This is a genomic window from Enterobacter sp. H2G27, from assembly GCF_054403075.1.
This window is the reverse complement of the sequence record NZ_JBSVSI010000001.1, coordinates 777,580-794,387: the sequence shown is the minus strand read 5'-3', so window position 1 is coordinate 794,387 and position 16,808 is coordinate 777,580. Positions and strand designations below refer to the sequence as shown.

The following is a 16,808-nucleotide window of genomic DNA, read 5'->3' as shown; positions in this document are numbered from 1 at the left end:
TTTATTTGCGGGCAATCTGCTCGGCAAGGAGTGCCAGGCTTCTCAGCTGCTCCGCCAGATCCTCGCGTTCAGCCTGCTTAGGGTTGCGGCGTGCGCTTGAATGACGGGTAACCAGCGTCACCGGCAGTTGAACCTGCCAGCACGCCTCCTCCCCGGTGGGGGCCAGCAGCCATTCCACGCTGCGTTCACCCGCATCGCGAAACGCCTGACGAATGGTCGTCAGCGGCGGGGAAAACCAGGCGCTGTCGGCCGTATCGTCAAACCCGACCACCGACATCTGGCCAGGAATAGCGACCCCTTTTTCCGCGCAGGCGCGCATTACCCCGAGCGCCATCTGATCGTTAGCCACCAGAATGGCATCCGGTAATACCGTCCCCGACAGAAGAACATGCCCTTTCTCATAGCCGCTTGCGGCGCTCCAGTCACCGTAAGCCACCTCAGCGGCTTCATACCCCGCGCGGGCCAGAGCGGCTCTCCACCCCGCCAGACGCGCCCGAGCAGAGACCGAGCTTTCCGGCCCGCTCAGCAGAGCAATATGTCGATGCCCCAGCGAAAGCAGATGCTCAACGCCCAGACGCGCCCCCTGCTCCGCGTTAAACACGAGGCTGTTTACCCGCGCTGAAGGCGCCACATCGAGGAACAGCACCGGGACGGGCGACGCCAGTGCCCTGAGTTCTTCAGCGTCACGATCGTCAAGCGGAACATTCACCAGCAGCGCGTCCACCCGCTGCGCCAGTAGCGCCTGAAGCGCGACCTGACAGTGCTGCGGCTGTTCCACCATGGAGATAAGAACGCTCGCCCCCTGTTCCGCCGCGCGGGATTTTACCGCCGACACAATTTGCGAGGGCGCATGCAGGGCCAGATCGGTGGTGATAAGTCCCAGCGTGCGGGTGCGTTTACCCGCCAGCTGCTGTGCGCGCAGGTTAGGCACGTAGTGTAGCTCCGCCATCGCCTGCTGCACCTTTTCCCGCGTGCGGGCAGAAACATGCTCCGCGTCGTTAATGACGCGAGAAACGGTCTGATAAGAAACCCCCGCAAGGAGGGCGACATCATAGAGAGTGATAGCTTTCATGCATTGTGGCATCGCGTGAGTCGGGGCCCATTATTGTGGCACAGCGACGCCGTTAAAACATGTGAGCGCTTCGCAAAATTAAACAACCCGCTCCGGCTGGGGTATTTCCGCAATGCGCGGCTTCTGGCGGAACCAGGGCAGGCAGAGCTGGATAAGCGGGCCAATGGTCAGGGCATAAAGTACGGTTCCCACGCCAAAGGTGCCGCCAAGCACGCACCCAATCAGCAGGACGGACACTTCAATTGAGGTGCGCACGCTACGAATGGACCACCCCAGCCGGGCGTGAATGCCGGTCATCAGACCGTCGCGCGGGCCTGGCCCGAAACCGGCCCCGATGTACATGCTGGTCGCAATCGCGTTCATCACGATGCCCGACACCAGGAAAGCGATTCGAACGGGTAACGATTCCAGTTCCGGGATAAGCGCCATGCTGGCGTCCGCCGCCAGACCGATACAAATCACGTTACTGATCGTGCCAAGCCCCGGCATCTGGCGCAGCGGGATCCACAGCAGCAGCACCGCAGCGCCGGTCACAATAATCACCGTTCCGATAGTCATTCCCAGCTGTAACCCCACCCCAAGGTGAAATACATCCCAGGGGTCGACGCCCAAATCGGAACGAATAAACATCGCGGTGGACAGGCCATACAGTCCTAAACCGACATAGAGTTGTAGCAGACGACGTACCATTTTTATCTTCTCCAGTGAACCAGGCTTTCATGCTGACCTAAAATGGCACTATGATTAATGTCCAGTTTTCAAATAGTGGACTGCATATGTCATCACGCCGCTTCGGAAGCCAGTCTCTGGTACGCCTTTTAGGCCACTGGCAACAAGCTTCATCCCGAACCCCGCTCTGGCGACAGCTGGCCGACGCGCTGCGTTTATTAATCCTTGATGGACGGCTGGCACTGAATACGCGGCTGCCGGGCGAGCGTGAGCTGGCCGCGGCGCTGGACGTGAGCCGTACCACCGTCAGCAGCGCGCTCGCCCATCTGCGTGAAGAGGGATATCTTGAAAGCCGCCACGGCAGCGGGTCACGCGTGATCCTCCCGGATACGCGTGCCGTTCCCACTCTTTCCGCGGCGAGCGCGGCACTGGATCTCTCCACTGCCGCCCTCAATGCCGGGCCGGAGATCCATCAGGCGTATACCCATGCGCTCACGGCCATTACCCAGCATCTCTCGCTGACGGGCTACGATCAGCTAGGGCTGCCGACGCTGCGGGAAGCCATCGCTGCACGCTATACCGCGCGTGGTCTTCCCACCCGCGCGGACGAAGTGATGGTGGTCAATGGCGCCGTCAGCGGCTTCGCGCTGGTCCTGCGGATGATGACCGGGCCCGGGGATCGCGTCGTGGTCGATCATCCCACCTATCCGCTGGCGATTGCCGCCATTCAGGGCGCGCAGTGTCGGCCCGTGGGGGTGTCGCTGCCGGAAACCGGCTGGGATACGGATGGCTTCGCCGCCACGCTTGCCCAAACCGCGCCGCGCCTGGCGTACCTGATGCCGGATTTTCATAATCCGACCGGGCGCTGTATGGATATTGCCACCCGTCAGGCCATCACGGATATTGCAGCCCAAACCCGCACGGCGCTGGTGGTGGATGAAACGATGGTGGATCTCTGGTTTGATGCGCCTCCCCCGCCACCGCTGGCTGCCTTCAACCCGCAGGCCACCGTCATCACTTTAGGCTCCGCCGGCAAAAGCTTCTGGGGAGGGCTGCGTCTAGGCTGGATCCGCGCCTCATCGCGCACCATCGCCACGCTTGCCCAGACGCGGGATACGCTGGATTTAGGCTCGCCGCTGCTGGAACAGCTGGCAATGCAGTGGCTCATTAACAACAGCGAGACGTTTCTGCCCGCACGCCGGAAGATGCTGGCGGAACGGCGCGATCGATGCGGTGACCTGCTGCGAGAACATTTCCCGGAGTGGAAATTCCACGAGGCGCAAGGCGGGCTCTCCTACTGGATAGAGCTACCGGGCATGCTGGCGACACAGCTTGCCGCACGGGCAGAAATAATCGGGATTAACCTTGGAACCGGGACGCGATTTGGTTTATCGGGGGCGTTTGACCGCTATTTACGTATGCCCTTCTCGCTGGAATCGACAGAGCTTGAGCAGGCGTTACTGAGGATCAAACCGTTATGGCTCGCCCTGAATAAAAACGTGCCATCGTTAAAACGCAGCGTAATCTAATATTTAAATATTTGAAGCAGATCATAAAATAAAAACTGCTGACTGTAATATATGCAGTCAGCAGTTTTCACTGGTCAGTGTTTAATGCTGAGGAGGAATAGGAAAGCCTTTTAGTGAAATAACGAAATTATCACCGTCTTTCTTTATTTTTGCACCGGTATCACACCAGTCAGACGCAATACGAAAGAACTCATCGCTTCCAACATTCCAGCCAAGACGTACGTGCTTCACGTAGCCTGAACGCAACAGATCGCAGGCCTCGTTGTAGTCACTGGCAGTTGACAGTTGTTGTTTCATTTTCTCTTCTTCAGAAGTTTACGCAGAGCCTTGATTTCTTTAGGAGTAAAAGGAGAAACACTCTCTTCTTCCGTATGCTGATTATCAATATCCTCTTCCGATACTCCCGCCTCTTCTACTGCTTCGAATGCCAGCAGCAGCAGTTTCTCTGTTGTCACGCTTAAATTCTCGTTATTGAGTTCCGCATAGTGGCGAAGCCTTTCTTTTAGCGCGTCATCAATCTTAACGTTTAATACCGCTGTAGCCATGTTTGTCACTTCCCTTCGGAATAAGTACTTTATTTAATACACGAAGTTAACAATGTTATCCAGATATAAATTTTTTCGAGTTATGGAAGAAAATAGACGTCCAATTATAAAATGACAGTCTATTATTACAGGTTTATGACAATAATATTTCAGCACGATGAAATATATATTACACGATATAGGCATAGTATTATTGTGGGATAGCAGTCAAAAGTGAGAGGTGAAAGCAGGAAGATTTTATGAGGGCGGAAATGGGTGGGGGCCCTGCCAGCTAAGCTTTTTCTAACAAAACCTATGTATTTCAATGCACTAAAAAGCGGTGGGGCAATGATTTTGTATCACCAAAAGTATACACTGGCAAGCCGTTTTCTCATGCGACAGACACAAAAAACCGGGGCTGACCCGGCTTTGTATGGCTTTTGACCAAACTCCATCTAAGCCACATTTTCCACTACCATGTAGGATCGCCCAACCTCTTCAATCAGTGGTTGGAGGTTCGTATTGCTGCCTTTGACTGTAAATAGGTCTTCTGGCTGTTCATCTTTTACGGCTTTTTTAACATAACCATAATACAGACGACTAACCCCAGTCCTTAAAGATACCTCCGTACAAGAAGATAAAGCGACCACATTTTCCCCTGTGTACTTGAACACTGGCGGCTAATAGTTTTTGATCACGCTCCGGCAAGAGTTCACAAATTGTGTGAACGCTTCAATTTTACCTGCCAGGGCCATACGACGGGCATGTTCGATCTCATCTACCGTGAGAGCGGGAGCGGAATATCTGTCGCACAAATGGGTGGGCCCTTGACGGCTAGCTATACTCTTATTTTCAGTGTCATAGGGTGCGGTCATGCGGGGAAAATAGCGTTACGGATTAGCTTAATGAGATTGCCGATGCGAAAGCATCGCCCGGCAATATTGAATTCAGGGTGAGAAATAAATCGATCAGGATGCAGGAGGCGTTAACGGCTGAACGTCATTGCTATTCACCCAGCCGTGCGTCGTTTTTCCGCTACGGGCGACAAACTCTACCTCTGCCCAGCCAGCCTGGGTTTGTATTACCCCTACTACGTCTCCTTTAACGATCCAGGCTTTACGCCGGGTCGCGGCATCAGGCGTGGAGCTCAGATAAGCCCGCGGGCTGCTTACCTTCATCAGCGTTTGCCACTGTGTCTGCCGCGTCCTCTCCAGTTCCAGACCTGTCGCAATTTCAGGCATCAGCACATTCATACACCCAGCATGGTTTTGCCCATCAGGAATGGCTAATGTGACACCCGCGGTATTCGCGGCAATATGGCCCGCGAGCACAGATGAAGACCATGAAGTGATGGTGTCTGGCTGTTGCGCTGAAACATGGCCTGTCAGAAAGAAAGTGCAGGTACGTTTTACGCTGTCTTCAGCCGATTCAGAGTAATACCCGGTGATATTGCCCGTCGGAGAGACGGCGAGTAACAAACTTTCATATACGCCAGACTGTAGCGTCGTGGCATACGAAGAAAACGCCGCCATTAAAACTGAAAAACCGCAAACTATGCGCATCATTTTAATTTTCATCTCCGCCCCTTCTCCAGGTTTTCATAAGTTCTGCGAATTTTAACGTCATAATCACCGAAATCGCTTCCGTTATAGTTGAATGCCATATTATAAAAGTCCTTATTTACCATTGCCGACAGTAGTGAGCTGTTCCTATTGCACAAATGTAAAAAAGCATTTAATTGCTTACCGGCATTTGACTTCATATCTTTTAAAAATGTGCCGAGATCTTTATAACCGCACGATTCGTAATTAAACCCCATAATCTGGAACATCCCCCATGAACACGATTTTATCGCAGCTTCGGCATCAAGTGCGTAAGCCTTCGCCAGGGTATTCCATGCAGAAAGCTGGTCGATATTGTTTTTTTGCCATTCCGGACCCGCTTTCTTTACATATTTATAAGACAAAAAAGGGTGGGTTTGATCGTATTTCCTTTTGGTGTATTTACGGAAAATATGCCCTTCATACGCAATAATCGGTAGATTTAAAGCATTAAACCCAGATCGTCCGCCCGACTCCACAATAGAAAAAGCTTTGATGATATTCAGTTCTACCCGACGATTAAGATTTTCCCAGGCTTCAGTAAAGTCCTGTTCCGTCAGCGATACAGCCCCATCAATTCCAGGTGCCATCAGCTTGCTTCGCTCAAGGGTTTCATCTGCTACGTTGTAGCGCTCTTTTCTCAGATAATCGTTAACCAGCTGACGGACGCTATTTTCATTGGCAGAAGGTTGCCTAAAAAATGAAGACGTGAAAGACGATTGTTGAGACGCAAGGGGATATTTCATCGCAGCAGCAACTAATCCACGGAAAGTCTTCCCTTCTGGCTCAATAACCCCATCGGGATGCTGGAAACGCAAATGAATGGACTGAAACTGGCTGATGGTTCTGATCAATGTCGGGGAAATAATCCCATCTTCTGGGATGTCATACTGGATGATAGGCTTAATGAGATTAAACAGGTATTGCACGATAATCACGTCGCGCTGAAAGTTTCCTGCTTTACCTGGCGTTCCTACGGCACTTTTCAATAAAGGTGACAAACGTCTGAGAGAATTATCCATTTCTGAGTACTCATAAATGAAAAAATATACGGTTAGTGGGAAACCGCATCTCGTGATCGACAGCATCAAGCTGCTCACATCCAGCAGGCATTGATACGCCACTTGCGCCGCACCAGGGAAACACTGAAAACAGGAATTATTGGGAGCACAAATGGGTGGGGGCCCTGCCAGCTACATCCCGGCACACACGTCGTCTGCCCTGGCTGCTTCCTTCCGGACCTGACCTGGTGAACAGAGTAGCGTTGCGGGAGAACCAACAGAGCCCCCATTGAGAGCGTTGATAACCAACGCGCTGGCGCATTATCCCTGTGCTAAAGCCCAATTGCAAGTGACCAGGAACCGGATGCTGGTTTCTTGCGCAAACAGGCGCAGCAATCATGAAGATCTTCGTTTACCATAGCGTTCCAGAAACTCCCCCCACAGGTGAAGGTATGGACGAACACGACTCCTTTCCACAGCGCGTATGGCAAATCGTGGCCTCAATCCCGGAAGGCTATGTCACTACCTATGGTGATGTTGCGCGCCTGGCCGGTTCCCCGCGCGCGGCGCGACAGGTTGGCGGCGTCCTGAAACGGCTGCCGGAAGGCAGTACGCTGCCCTGGCATCGGGTGGTGAATCGTCATGGCGCCATTTCGCTCACCGGGCCGGATCTTCAGCGTCAGCGTCAGGCGTTACTTTCAGAGGGTGTCCAGGTGACAGGGTCGGGTCAGATTGATTTGCAGAAGTTTCGCTGGATATATTGACCCCTCTCCCGGAGGAGAGGGGAAATGCAGGAATTACATCTGAGTCGGTGGGGTTGGCAGAGACGGCTGATTGGTCTGCGGTGCGACCGGTACTTCGGTCTGCTGCACCGGCACCAGGTTCAGGTCGATTTTTGTCCCACCGTTGTTGATTGCTTCCTGAACCGTATCGGTGATAAAGACCAGCTTACCGTTGATGGTTACCGCTGCACTCAGCAGAATACGGGCGTTAGGCTGCACGTCCGACGGGTTATACGGCAACACGAAGCTAAATGGCGCCTGCTTACCTTCTGTACGGACCGCACGCTGGGCCACGACTTTAGACGGCGCGTCGGCCAGGGAAGCATCAGACAGCGTTACCGTTAGTACCGCGTCCGGTGGCAGAGCGACTCTCTGCTTGATCCAGATTGTACCGGAAACGTTAGGCTGCTGAATGGACTGCTGTGAAAGGGTGTTAATCCCGTTCGGATCTGCAGCTGGAACCGGCACCTGGGCGCTCTTACCGGCACAGGCGGACAACGCCACCGCAATAGCTACACCACTAAGCATGGGCACGAGTTTCATTGAAGTCTCCTTATCAATGCACCAGCGGGATCGATCCCATCCGATGTCGTTTCAATCACATAACGTATTCAAGTGTGGCACAGATCACCGATTTATGCCTGAAAACGTGCCGATATTCAGATTATTCTACCCATCGGACCACTTTCATTTCTGCGTTATACTCTGCCTATCTTTCGCTGCGGCGTTTATTGAGGACAACTATGAGTCAGGCACTGAACAATCTGCTGACATTACTAAATCTGGAAAAAATTGAGGAAGGACTCTTTCGCGGACAGAGCGAAGATCTCGGCTTACGCCAGGTATTCGGGGGGCAAGTCGTCGGACAGGCACTGTACGCAGCAAAGGAGACTGTCCCGGCAGACCGTCTGGTGCATTCATTCCACAGCTACTTCTTACGCCCTGGCGATAGCGCAAAACCGATTGTGTATGACGTTGAAGTTCTGCGAGACGGCAACAGCTTCAGCGCGCGCCGCGTAGCGGCCATTCAGAGCGGCAAGCCGATCTTTTACATGACGGCCTCTTTCCAGGCGCCGGAGCCGGGCTACGAGCATCAGAAAGTGATGCCCCCGGCTCCGTCACCTGACTCTTTAAAATCAGAGACGGATATTGCTCGCGCGCTGGCGCATCTGCTTCCCCCGCAGGTCAAAGAGAAGTTTCTCTGCGATAAGCCGCTGGAGATCCGCCCGGTTGAGTTCCACAACCCGATGAAAGGCCATACCGCAGAGCCGAAACGCCAGGTTTGGATCCGTGCCAACGGGACCGTGCCGGAAGATTTCCGCGTCCATCAGTATCTGCTGGGCTATGCGTCTGACTTCAACTTCCTGCCGGTGGCGCTGCAGCCGCACGGCGTTGGTTTCCTGGAAAAAGGGATGCAGGTCGCGACGATCGATCACTCCATGTGGTTCCACCGTCCGTTCAACATGAATGAGTGGCTGCTTTACAGCGTGGAGAGCACGTCAGCGTCGAGCGCGCGCGGATTTGTGCGTGGAGAATTTTATACTCAGGACGGCGTGCTGGTCGCTTCGACGGTGCAGGAAGGGGTGATGCGTAATCGCGGGTGATTGATGCCCTCACCCTCTCCCACCGGGAGAGGGAATACACATTAAAAACGGCAACCGAAGTTGCCGTTTTGCAGTTTATCAGGCGTTATACGCATTCTCGCCGTGGCTGTTGACGTCCAGACCTTCGCGCTCCTGCTCTTCCGGTACGCGCAGACCCACCGTCATATCCGCCAGCTTATAGCCAATGAAGGCCACAACGGCAGACCAGACAACGGTGATAGCAATACTTTCCAGCTGCACCAGCACCTGATGAACCATGGTGACACCTTCCGCGTAACCCACGCCACCGAGCGATTTCGCCGCGAAGATACCGGTCATGATACAACCGACTATGCCGCACACGCCGTGCACGCCGAATACATCGCATGGGTCGTCGACGCGCAGCACACGTTTCAGTGCGGTGACACCCCACAGACCCGCCAGACCCGACACCAGGCCGACCAGCAGCGCACCGCCGACACCGACATAACCACAAGCAGGGGTGATACCAACCAGACCGGCAATCGCACCCGAACAGGCACCCAGCAGAGAAGGTTTACCGCGCACCGCCCACTCGCCAAACACCCAGGAGAGAATCGCACCCGCCGTGGCAACAACGGTGTTCACGAAGGCCAGCGCGGCGATTTCGTTGGCCGCACTCGCAGAGCCGGCGTTGAAGCCAAACCAGCCAAAGTAGAGGATAGCTGTACCGGTAAACACCATCGGCAGGTTGTGCGGTTTAAACGCTTCTTTACCGAAGCCCACGCGTTTGCCAATCAGGTAGGCCCCCACCAGACCCGCTACCGCGGCGTTGATGTGTACAACGGTACCGCCCGCGAAGTCCAGCGCACCGTGCGTTGCCAGCAGACCGCCACCCCAGACCATGTGCGCAATCGGCACATAGGAGAGCGTCAGCCAGACCACCACGAAGATCAGAACGGCAGAGAAACGAATACGCTCCGCCAGCGCGCCCACAATAAGCCCAACGGTAATACAGGCGAAGGAGCCCTGGAACGCCACGTGAATATACTGATAGAAGCTGCCCATCAGCGCGGTCAGCTCAATATTTTTCAGCATCACCCAGTCGAAGTTACCAAAGAACGCGTTGCCCGTACCGAACGCCAGCGAGTAACCGTAAACCACCCACAGCACGCAGACCAGCGCAAACGTCACGGCAACCTGCGTCAGCATGGAGAGAACGTTTTTGCCACGGATCAGGCCGCCGTAGAACAGCGCAATGCCCGGAATGGACATGAAAAGCACCAGCGCGGTGCTGATCATCATAAAGGCGTTATCGGCTTTATCAGCCACCGCAGGGGCAGCAGCCAGCGCCAGGCCCGGCAGCAGCGCCAGCGAACCCAGACCCGTTTTAAGTGTTGCTATCTTCATTTTCTCGATCCCTATCACTGTGTGCCAGGCGTTATTTACAATGCCGCTTCGTCAGATTCGCCGGTACGGATGCGAATGACGCGCTGCAGTTCGGCAACGAAAATTTTGCCGTCGCCAATTTTGCCGGTATAGGCCGCTTTGCTAATGACATCAATGACTTCATCAAGCTGATCGTCAGCAATCGCGACATCAATTTTTACTTTTGGCAGAAAGTTAACGCTGTATTCCGCCCCGCGATAAAGCTCGGCATGACCCTTCTGACGACCAAAGCCTTTCACTTCGGTGACAGTCAGTCCCTGAATACCCATTGAAGACAACGCTTCACGCACGTCTTCGAGTTTGAATGGTTTGATTACAACCGTAACCAGCTTCATAGATCCCCTCCAGTCAGAATTCGGTAATGGCCGTAGCTTACGCTGAAGGTATTGCAAGGGATGTGCCAGAAATGAAAACGAGGAGGAACGGCGGCGCACAGAGCATTACACGGCCTTGATAATCGAACTGATGAAAAAAAACGCACCATGCCGGTGCATGGTGCGTTTCAGTTTTGCACCAACAGGAATGACTGTTAGCGCGCCGCCTCTTTTTGGTGCATCAGGCGCTAAGCGACTCTTCATCGCGCACGCTGGCCGCCAGCTCTTCGCCCGCCAGCTGCAGCTGGTACATCTGCCAGTAGCGCCCTTTTGCTTCCAGCAGTTCACGGTGGGTACCACTCTCAACGGCCTGTCCGCGATGTAGCACCAGAATGGTATCGGCATCGACGATGGTGGAAAGACGGTGGGCAATCACCACCAGCGTCGTATGGTCGCGTACGGCGGAGAGTGCCTGCTGGATGGCCTGCTCGGTGCCGGAGTCAATACTGGCAGTGGCTTCATCCAGAATCAGGATCTGCGGCGTTTCAATCAGCACCCGCGCCAGCGCCAGGAGCTGCTTTTGCCCGACAGAGAGATTATTCCCCTGCTCGCCCAGTCTGGTATTTATCCCATCGCTAAACCCGCGCGCCAGCTCTGCCAGCTGCACTTTTTCCAGCACGTCCCAGACCTGTTCCTGAGTGTAGTCTCGCCCCAGAGTCACGTTGGCGTAGAAGGTATCGGCCAGCACGACCGGATCCTGTTGCACCATCGCGACGCCTTTACGCAACACGGTGTGGCTGAGAGACGCGAGCGGGCGCCCGTCGAGGCGGATTTCGCCGCGCGTGACCGGGTAATAGCCCATCAACAGGCTGGCAAGCGTGCTCTTACCGCTGCCGGTATGCCCCACCAGCGCCACGAAACCGCGCGACGGAACGTCAAGCGTGATGTCCTGCAGCACCAGCCGGTCTTCACGATAGGCAAACGAGACGTTATCAAAGGCGATAGTCCCGCTTTGCAGAGGTTGCTCGTCATTGCCGTAGGCCTGACGCGGCCTGTCCATCAGCTCAAACACGCGCTCACCGGCGACCACCGCCTGCTGCAGCATCGATTGCTGGGTAGTGAGCTCGATCAGCGGCTCGTTAAGGCGTCCCAGATAGCTAATAAAGGCGTACAGCACGCCCACCTCAATCGTACCGTTTGAGCTCAGCCCAAAGAGCATCAGCAGCCCGCAAAGCACCAGCGCCGAGAAAAGGCTCAGCAGCGGACGCAGCAGGAAACCATCAAGCCGCAGCGTCTGCATACGCGCCATATAGTGCGAACGGCTGGCTTCTCCCATGCGTTCGCCAAAGCGGGCCTGCTGGCGGAACTGCTGGATGACGCTCATACCGTTAATCACTTCGTTGAAGCCATCGTTGATGTCGGCCAGATAGGCGCGAACACGGCGCACAATCGGCGTGCTGTAACGCTGGTAAATCACCATGACGATCAATACCGCCGGGAAGATGGTGATCGCCACCAGCGCCATGCGCCAGTCAAGGCTGAACATCGCAACCAGCATCGCGCCAATCAGCGCCGCGCTGCGCAATACGGTCGCCACAACGGTGACGTACAGATCGCGGATCACCTCGGTATCGTTGGTCACGCGCGAAATTACCTGCCCAACCGGCTGGATATCAAACTCGCTGAGCGGCTGGCGAAGCGCCGCGTCCATCACATCCGTACGCAGTTGCTGAACAACGCCCACGGCAGCACGGTTAAACAGCAGCGACTGAGCATAGTGCAGCCCTGCCGCCGCCAGCTGAAGGCCAACGTAGGCCACGCCTAACCCCGCCACCAGCCCCAGGGGCAGATAGCTTTTGGCGACCATATTGTCGATGAAGTAGCTAATGAGCAAAGGACCGCTCACTTCAGCAATCGCCGCAATCCAGAGTAAAAGCACGGCAACGGAGAGCGGTTTACGCCACGGCGAGCCGTAGGCCAGCAGACGTTTGAGCGTCGGCCACATCGTTCCGAGCTTACGCATTGGCGGCCTCCTCATCTTCTTCCGGCGCATCGTCCAGCGCCGCCTCAAGCTGTTGATAGCGGTACATATCGCGATACCAGCCCGGCTGCTCGGCAAGCGTTTCATGCTGCCCGCGCTGGGCAATGTGCCCGTGCTGCATGACCAGAATTTCGCTGGCTTCGGTTAGCGCAGACAAACGGTGGGCGCTGATAATGACCGTGCGTCCGTCGCCCCACTGGCGCAGGTTATGCAGAATTTGATGCTCGGTACGGCCGTCCACGGCGGAAAGTGCATCATCCAGAATCAGGATTTCAGCATTCAGCAGCAGCGCGCGGGCAATGGAGATACGCTGTTTTTGCCCGCCGGACAGCATGACGCCGCGTTCCCCGACTTCCGTCTCGTACCCCTGCGGCAGACGCAAAATATCATCATGAACGCTGGCCAGACGCGCCACGTGTTCAATCTCTTCCTGCGTCGCCCCAGGGCGGCCAAGGGCGATGTTGTTCGCCACGGTGTCCGAAAATAAAAACGGCGTCTGGCTGACGACCGCCAGGCGACCACGCCACTCGTCCAGCAGCAGATTCGTCAGGGGGATATCATGGAAACGAATATCGCCCTCGGTGACGTCAAAGTGGCGCTGGAGCAGAGAGAGCACGGTACTTTTACCGGCTCCCGTCGGGCCGCAGATGCCCAGCATCTGGCCCGGCTGAAGCGTAAAGCTGACGTTCTCCAGCACCGGATGCTCCGTTTGTGGATAGACAAACTTGCGGACGTCGACATGCATGACGCCGCGTCCTTCCGGTACGACTTCGCTGCCGTCATTGACCACCGGCGCTTCGGCCAGCATGGCGCGAATACGGCTGTAGGCGGCGCTGCCGCGCTCCACGATGTTAAACATCCAGGCCAGCGCCAGCATCGGCCAGATCATGAGACCCAGATACATCGCAAAGCTTGTCAATTGCCCCAGGGTAAGCGTGCCCTGCACTACCATCCAGCTTCCGCCGCCAATGGCCAACATATTTGCCATGCCGATTGCGATATAAATCGTCGGATCGAAACGGGCGTCGATACGCGCGACGCGCATGTTTTTCGCCCCCGTGTCTGCCGCATCGGCGGCAAACAGCGCAGACTGCCGGTCTTCCAGACCAAACGCTTTGATCATGCGGATGCTGGTCATGCTCTCCTGGGTGCGATCGTTCAGCGACGAAAACGCCGCCTGCGCCAGCTTAAAACGCTCGTGTAGCTGTTCACCATAGCGATTAATCGCCAGAGCCATGAGCGGCATCGGCAGCAGGGCGAGCAGGGTCAACTGCCAGCTGATCTGCGTGGACATCACGATCAGCACCGCACAGCCCATCACCAGCGAGTCCACCAGCGTCAGCACCCCTTCCCCGGCGGCAAAGACCACGCGATCGACGTCGTTCGTCGCGCGGGCGATGAGATCCCCGGTGCGATGGCGCAGATAAAATTCGGGATGCTGTCGGCTCAGCTGGCGGTAAAAATCTTCACGTAGCTCAACGGCCAGCTGATAGGACGCACCAAACAGCAGCACGCGCCAGACGTAGCGCAGCAGATAAACAATGACCGCCGTCAGCACCAGCGTGCCAACCCACATCAACACCCGTGCGGTGGTGTAATGCTGTTCGGTGACGCCATCCACGACGTAGCCCACCACTTTCGGCGGGATCAGCTGCAGGATGGCAATGATAATAAGCAGGGCGACTGCACCGAGGTAGCGTTGCCACTCCCGACGAAAGTACCAGCTTAATTGGGCAAATAATCGCACGCGGTTTGTTCCTGAAGGTATTTTACTAAGTTATTCAATAGGTAATGCTGTGGTGTATTTAATCTGTTCCATGGCGAAGCTTGAGGTGACGTCCGATAACCCCGGCACGCTGTTCACCAGCCGCTTGTAGAAGTCATCATAGCGCTTCATGTCGGCCACCTGGACGCGCATCAGGTAATCGTACTCGCCGGCCATGCGCCAGAAACCGAGCACTTCGGGCATCTCAGACACCTGGGTGACGAAGCGGCAATACCACTCGCTGCTGTGATGCTGAGTTTTTATCAGCACAAATGCGGTCAACCCAAGCCCCAGCTTTTCGGGATCTAACAACGCGACGCGCCCCAGAAGAATGCCGTCATCTTCCAGCTTCTTAAGACGCTTCCAGCACGGGGTGGTGGTCAGATTAACGGCATCTGCCAGCGCCTGCAAAGAGAGGGTACAGTCATTTTGCAGCAATGAAAGGAGCTTGCGGTCAATTTTATCTAGCATACCCACCTCTCAGAGAAAATTTTTCTCCCTTCATTCTATTTTAAAGGCCAGATAGCAACAATTTTTTCTGTGCTTTTCGCTATCCTAGGCACAAAATGACAAACGGATAACGATGATGAATAGCACCTGGGTTAAACATGCGATCAGCGAAATCAATGCCGACTATCAGCGCTCGGCGGATACGCACCTGATTCGCCTTTCCCTGCCGGGATTTGACGGCATTCAGCTCTATCTGAAAGATGAAAGCACCCATCCTACCGGCAGCCTGAAGCATCGCCTGGCGCGCTCGCTGTTTTTATACGGTTTATGTAACGGCTGGATTAAAGAAGGCACGACTATCATTGAATCTTCGTCCGGTTCAACGGCGGTGTCCGAAGCCTATTTTGCCCGCCTGCTGGGCCTGCCGTTTATCGCGGTAATGCCGTCCTGCACCGCAAAACGCAAAATCGAACAGATCGAATTTTACGGCGGACGCTGCCACTTTGTGGAAAGCGCCTGCGAAATCTACGCCGCCTCTGAAATGCTGGCCCGCGAGCTGAACGGCCACTATATGGACCAGTTCACCTTCGCCGAGCGCGCGACGGACTGGCGCGGCAATAACAACATTGCCGACAGTATTTTCCGCCAGATGACCCACGAACCACATCCGGTTCCGTCCTATATCGTCATGAGCGCCGGTACCGGCGGCACGTCAGCCACGATCGGACGCTACATCCGCTGTCAGGGTTACGATACCCAGCTGATGGTGGTTGACCCGCAAAACTCCGTGTTCCTCGACTACTGGCAAAATCGCGATGCCGGCCTGCGCAGCCCGGTGGGCAGTAAAATTGAAGGGATTGGCCGCCCGCGCGTGGAGCCCTCTTTCATCCCCGACGTGGTGGACGAGATGATGCGCGTGGCAGATGCCGCAAGCGTGGCAACGGCACACTGGCTGGAAACGCAGCTGGGCCGCAAAGTGGGCGCATCGACGGGCACCAATATGTGGGGAGCACTGCAGCTTGCCGCACGCATGCGCGAACAGGGCCGCACCGGTTCCATCGTCACGCTGCTGTGCGACAGTGGAGAGCGCTACCTTGAAACTTACTACAATGCGGAGTGGGTGCAGGCCAACATCGGCGATATCGCCCCGTGGAAAGCGCAGATTGCAGAACTGGTGAAATAAAAAAAGCCAGACCGAAGTCTGGCTTGCTGGAAGGGTCTCACTATTCGGGGGAATACGGGAGATTGTTGTTGTCCAGCCAATGAGTCAAAAAATGAGACACTGCTTCATTGCGGCAGTGGCCAATAACCGGCAGATGGGGAAGTTCTGCTTTCAGCCGCGCCATCGCATTTCCCATGATCAGACCGCGACCTACGCTACCCAGCATTTCGCGGTCGTTCATGGCATCACCAAACGCCATACACTCCTGGAGCGTTAAGCCCAGGTGGTCGCTCAGAACCGCCAGAGCGGAACCTTTGTTACAGCCCACCGGCAGCACTTCCAGACAATCAACCGCCGAGAAGGTCAGATGCGCCCGGTCGCCTAGCGCCTCATTCAGCTGAATCCGTAAGCGACACAGATCGTCGTGATCGCCACAGAAACAGATCTTAGTGACCGCATGGGCGGGGATCCGACGCAGATCGATAAGCTGGTACCTGAAGCCGCTGTATACATGCGCGTGCAATAATTCCGGGATTTCGCTTCCGGTAAACCAGCCGCGATCGTTAAAGACGTGGACGCTGGCCTTAGTGTCCCAGGTGCTGTGCAGCACGATATCCGCCACTTCCGGATTGAGATCCTGACGGTGCAGTACATCGCCTTCTATAGAATGAATTCGCGTCCCGTTGCCGGTAATCAGAAAAGCGTCGAGGGAAAACGCACCAAGCAGATGGCGCATCTCCAGCACATGGCGGCCAGTGGCAAACGTCAGGGTAACATCACGCTCGTGCAGGCGCTTCAGCGTGTTCAGGGTTTTTTCCCCTAAACGGTGATCCGGCATTAACAGCGTACCGTCCATATCAAATGCAGCGAGCCGAGCCATGATTACT

General features: G+C 55.4%; 17 protein-coding genes and 1 other RNA gene. 4 read left to right on the top strand and 14 right to left on the bottom strand.

Translation table 11 applies throughout. The features are described 5' to 3' along the window. Nucleotide 1 precedes the first annotated feature (1 nt). Nucleotides 2–1,072 (bottom strand): LacI family DNA-binding transcriptional regulator, encoded by a 1,071-nt coding sequence (locus tag ACW9E7_RS03700; RefSeq protein ID WP_302234273.1) that lies wholly within the window; start codon nt 1,070–1,072, stop codon nt 2–4. A gap of 78 nt (nt 1,073–1,150) precedes the next feature. Next, on the bottom strand, nt 1,151–1,762 hold the full coding sequence (yczE, locus tag ACW9E7_RS03695) for a membrane protein YczE (protein ID WP_111963402.1): 612 nt from the start codon (nt 1,760–1,762) through the stop codon (nt 1,151–1,153). Nucleotides 1,763–1,848: 86 nt separating this feature from the next. Here yczE and yczR point away from each other — a divergent pair, with 86 nt between their 5' ends. Beyond that, on the top strand, nt 1,849–3,270 hold the full coding sequence (gene yczR, locus ACW9E7_RS03690; protein WP_136195268.1) for a MocR-like transcription factor YczR: 1,422 nt from the start codon (nt 1,849–1,851) through the stop codon (nt 3,268–3,270). Between the two features lie 81 nt (nt 3,271–3,351). Here yczR and ACW9E7_RS03685 read toward each other — a convergent pair whose 3' ends face one another. The 5 genes from ACW9E7_RS03685 to ffs all read right to left on the bottom strand — a co-directional run bounded on the left by ACW9E7_RS03685 (nt 3,352) and on the right by ffs (nt 6,676). After that, a complete protein-coding gene (locus tag ACW9E7_RS03685; RefSeq protein WP_023310588.1) occupies nt 3,352–3,567 on the bottom strand; it encodes a hypothetical protein in 216 nt (71 codons plus the stop codon). Then, nucleotides 3,564–3,815 (bottom strand): hypothetical protein, encoded by a 252-nt coding sequence (locus ACW9E7_RS03680; RefSeq protein WP_032638522.1) that lies wholly within the window; start codon nt 3,813–3,815, stop codon nt 3,564–3,566. The genes ACW9E7_RS03685 and ACW9E7_RS03680 overlap by 4 nt, the downstream gene beginning before the upstream one ends. Nucleotides 3,816–4,762: 947 nt before the next feature. Continuing rightward, on the bottom strand, nt 4,763–5,371 hold the full coding sequence (locus tag ACW9E7_RS03675) for an SH3 domain-containing protein (RefSeq protein WP_115874362.1): 609 nt from the start codon (nt 5,369–5,371) through the stop codon (nt 4,763–4,765). Continuing rightward, the gene (locus tag ACW9E7_RS03670) at nt 5,368–6,417 is read right to left on the bottom strand and encodes an N-acetylmuramidase domain-containing protein (protein WP_458727268.1); all 1,050 of its coding nucleotides are present in this window, start codon (nt 6,415–6,417) and stop codon (nt 5,368–5,370) included. Before ACW9E7_RS03670 ends, ACW9E7_RS03675 begins: the two co-directional genes overlap by 4 nt. A 162-nt stretch (nt 6,418–6,579) precedes the next feature. Further along, nucleotides 6,580–6,676: signal recognition particle sRNA small type (ffs, locus tag ACW9E7_RS03665), an RNA gene on the bottom strand. Nucleotides 6,677–6,848: 172 nt separating this feature from the next. Between ffs and ACW9E7_RS03660 the strand changes: the two genes are divergently transcribed. Next, complete coding sequence (locus ACW9E7_RS03660) at nt 6,849–7,160, top strand: MGMT family protein (RefSeq protein ID WP_458727267.1); 312 nt, start codon at nt 6,849–6,851, stop codon at nt 7,158–7,160. Between the two features lie 33 nt (nt 7,161–7,193). On the opposite strand, the gene ACW9E7_RS03655 is transcribed toward ACW9E7_RS03660, so the two are convergent. Continuing rightward, on the bottom strand, nt 7,194–7,721 hold the full coding sequence (locus ACW9E7_RS03655; RefSeq protein WP_024906833.1) for a YbaY family lipoprotein: 528 nt from the start codon (nt 7,719–7,721) through the stop codon (nt 7,194–7,196). A gap of 200 nt (nt 7,722–7,921) precedes the next feature. Here ACW9E7_RS03655 and tesB point away from each other — a divergent pair, with 200 nt between their 5' ends. After that, nucleotides 7,922–8,782: an acyl-CoA thioesterase II gene (gene tesB / locus ACW9E7_RS03650; RefSeq protein WP_023310585.1), complete on the top strand. Its 861-nt coding sequence runs from the start codon at nt 7,922–7,924 to the stop codon at nt 8,780–8,782. A 78-nt stretch (nt 8,783–8,860) separates the two neighbouring features. Here the strand turns inward: tesB and amtB are convergent, their stop codons facing one another. The 5 genes from amtB to ACW9E7_RS03625 all read right to left on the bottom strand — a co-directional run bounded on the left by amtB (nt 8,861) and on the right by ACW9E7_RS03625 (nt 14,780). After that, the gene (amtB, locus tag ACW9E7_RS03645) at nt 8,861–10,150 is read right to left on the bottom strand and encodes an ammonium transporter AmtB (protein WP_008503303.1); all 1,290 of its coding nucleotides are present in this window, start codon (nt 10,148–10,150) and stop codon (nt 8,861–8,863) included. A gap of 35 nt (nt 10,151–10,185) precedes the next feature. After that, complete coding sequence (gene glnK / locus ACW9E7_RS03640) at nt 10,186–10,524, bottom strand: P-II family nitrogen regulator (protein WP_008503304.1); 339 nt, start codon at nt 10,522–10,524, stop codon at nt 10,186–10,188. A 220-nt stretch (nt 10,525–10,744) separates the two neighbouring features. Next, nucleotides 10,745–12,526 carry a SmdB family multidrug efflux ABC transporter permease/ATP-binding protein gene (locus ACW9E7_RS03635; RefSeq protein ID WP_133293890.1) on the bottom strand — a complete coding sequence of 594 codons (1,782 nt, stop codon included), beginning with the start codon at nt 12,524–12,526 and terminating at the stop codon, nt 10,745–10,747. Next, complete coding sequence (locus ACW9E7_RS03630) at nt 12,519–14,291, bottom strand: SmdA family multidrug ABC transporter permease/ATP-binding protein (protein ID WP_458727266.1); 1,773 nt, start codon at nt 14,289–14,291, stop codon at nt 12,519–12,521. The genes ACW9E7_RS03635 and ACW9E7_RS03630 overlap by 8 nt, the downstream gene beginning before the upstream one ends. Nucleotides 14,292–14,321: 30 nt before the next feature. Continuing rightward, the gene (locus ACW9E7_RS03625; RefSeq protein ID WP_023310581.1) at nt 14,322–14,780 is read right to left on the bottom strand and encodes an Lrp/AsnC family transcriptional regulator; all 459 of its coding nucleotides are present in this window, start codon (nt 14,778–14,780) and stop codon (nt 14,322–14,324) included. A gap of 112 nt (nt 14,781–14,892) precedes the next feature. Here ACW9E7_RS03625 and ACW9E7_RS03620 point away from each other — a divergent pair, with 112 nt between their 5' ends. After that, nucleotides 14,893–15,942, top strand: a complete 1,050-nt coding sequence (locus tag ACW9E7_RS03620) for a PLP-dependent cysteine synthase family protein (protein ID WP_240741447.1) — start codon at nt 14,893–14,895, stop codon at nt 15,940–15,942. Between the two features lie 40 nt (nt 15,943–15,982). On the opposite strand, the gene cof is transcribed toward ACW9E7_RS03620, so the two are convergent. Further along, a complete protein-coding gene (gene cof, locus ACW9E7_RS03615) occupies nt 15,983–16,801 on the bottom strand; it encodes an HMP-PP phosphatase (RefSeq protein ID WP_458727265.1) in 819 nt (272 codons plus the stop codon). Nucleotides 16,802–16,808: the final 7 nt, after the last annotated feature.

Coding starts and splice junctions, on each gene's coding strand:
- ACW9E7_RS03700 (WP_302234273.1), bottom strand. CDS start 1,072: ATGAAAGCTATCACTCTCTATGATGTCGCCCTCCTTGCGGGGGTTTCT.
- glnK (WP_008503304.1), bottom strand. CDS start 10,524: ATGAAGCTGGTTACGGTTGTAATCAAACCATTCAAACTCGAAGACGTG.
- ACW9E7_RS03635 (WP_133293890.1), bottom strand. CDS start 12,526: ATGCGTAAGCTCGGAACGATGTGGCCGACGCTCAAACGTCTGCTGGCC.
- yczR (WP_136195268.1), top strand. CDS start 1,849: ATGTCATCACGCCGCTTCGGAAGCCAGTCTCTGGTACGCCTTTTAGGC.
- ACW9E7_RS03660 (WP_458727267.1), top strand. CDS start 6,849: ATGGACGAACACGACTCCTTTCCACAGCGCGTATGGCAAATCGTGGCC.
- ACW9E7_RS03655 (WP_024906833.1), bottom strand. CDS start 7,721: ATGAAACTCGTGCCCATGCTTAGTGGTGTAGCTATTGCGGTGGCGTTG.
- yczE (WP_111963402.1), bottom strand. CDS start 1,762: ATGGTACGTCGTCTGCTACAACTCTATGTCGGTTTAGGACTGTATGGC.
- ACW9E7_RS03685 (WP_023310588.1), bottom strand. CDS start 3,567: ATGAAACAACAACTGTCAACTGCCAGTGACTACAACGAGGCCTGCGAT.
- ACW9E7_RS03680 (WP_032638522.1), bottom strand. CDS start 3,815: ATGGCTACAGCGGTATTAAACGTTAAGATTGATGACGCGCTAAAAGAA.
- amtB (WP_008503303.1), bottom strand. CDS start 10,150: ATGAAGATAGCAACACTTAAAACGGGTCTGGGTTCGCTGGCGCTGCTG.
- ACW9E7_RS03675 (WP_115874362.1), bottom strand. CDS start 5,371: ATGAAAATTAAAATGATGCGCATAGTTTGCGGTTTTTCAGTTTTAATG.
- tesB (WP_023310585.1), top strand. CDS start 7,922: ATGAGTCAGGCACTGAACAATCTGCTGACATTACTAAATCTGGAAAAA.
- ACW9E7_RS03670 (WP_458727268.1), bottom strand. CDS start 6,417: ATGGATAATTCTCTCAGACGTTTGTCACCTTTATTGAAAAGTGCCGTA.
- ACW9E7_RS03620 (WP_240741447.1), top strand. CDS start 14,893: ATGATGAATAGCACCTGGGTTAAACATGCGATCAGCGAAATCAATGCC.
- ACW9E7_RS03625 (WP_023310581.1), bottom strand. CDS start 14,780: ATGCTAGATAAAATTGACCGCAAGCTCCTTTCATTGCTGCAAAATGAC.
- cof (WP_458727265.1), bottom strand. CDS start 16,801: ATGGCTCGGCTCGCTGCATTTGATATGGACGGTACGCTGTTAATGCCG.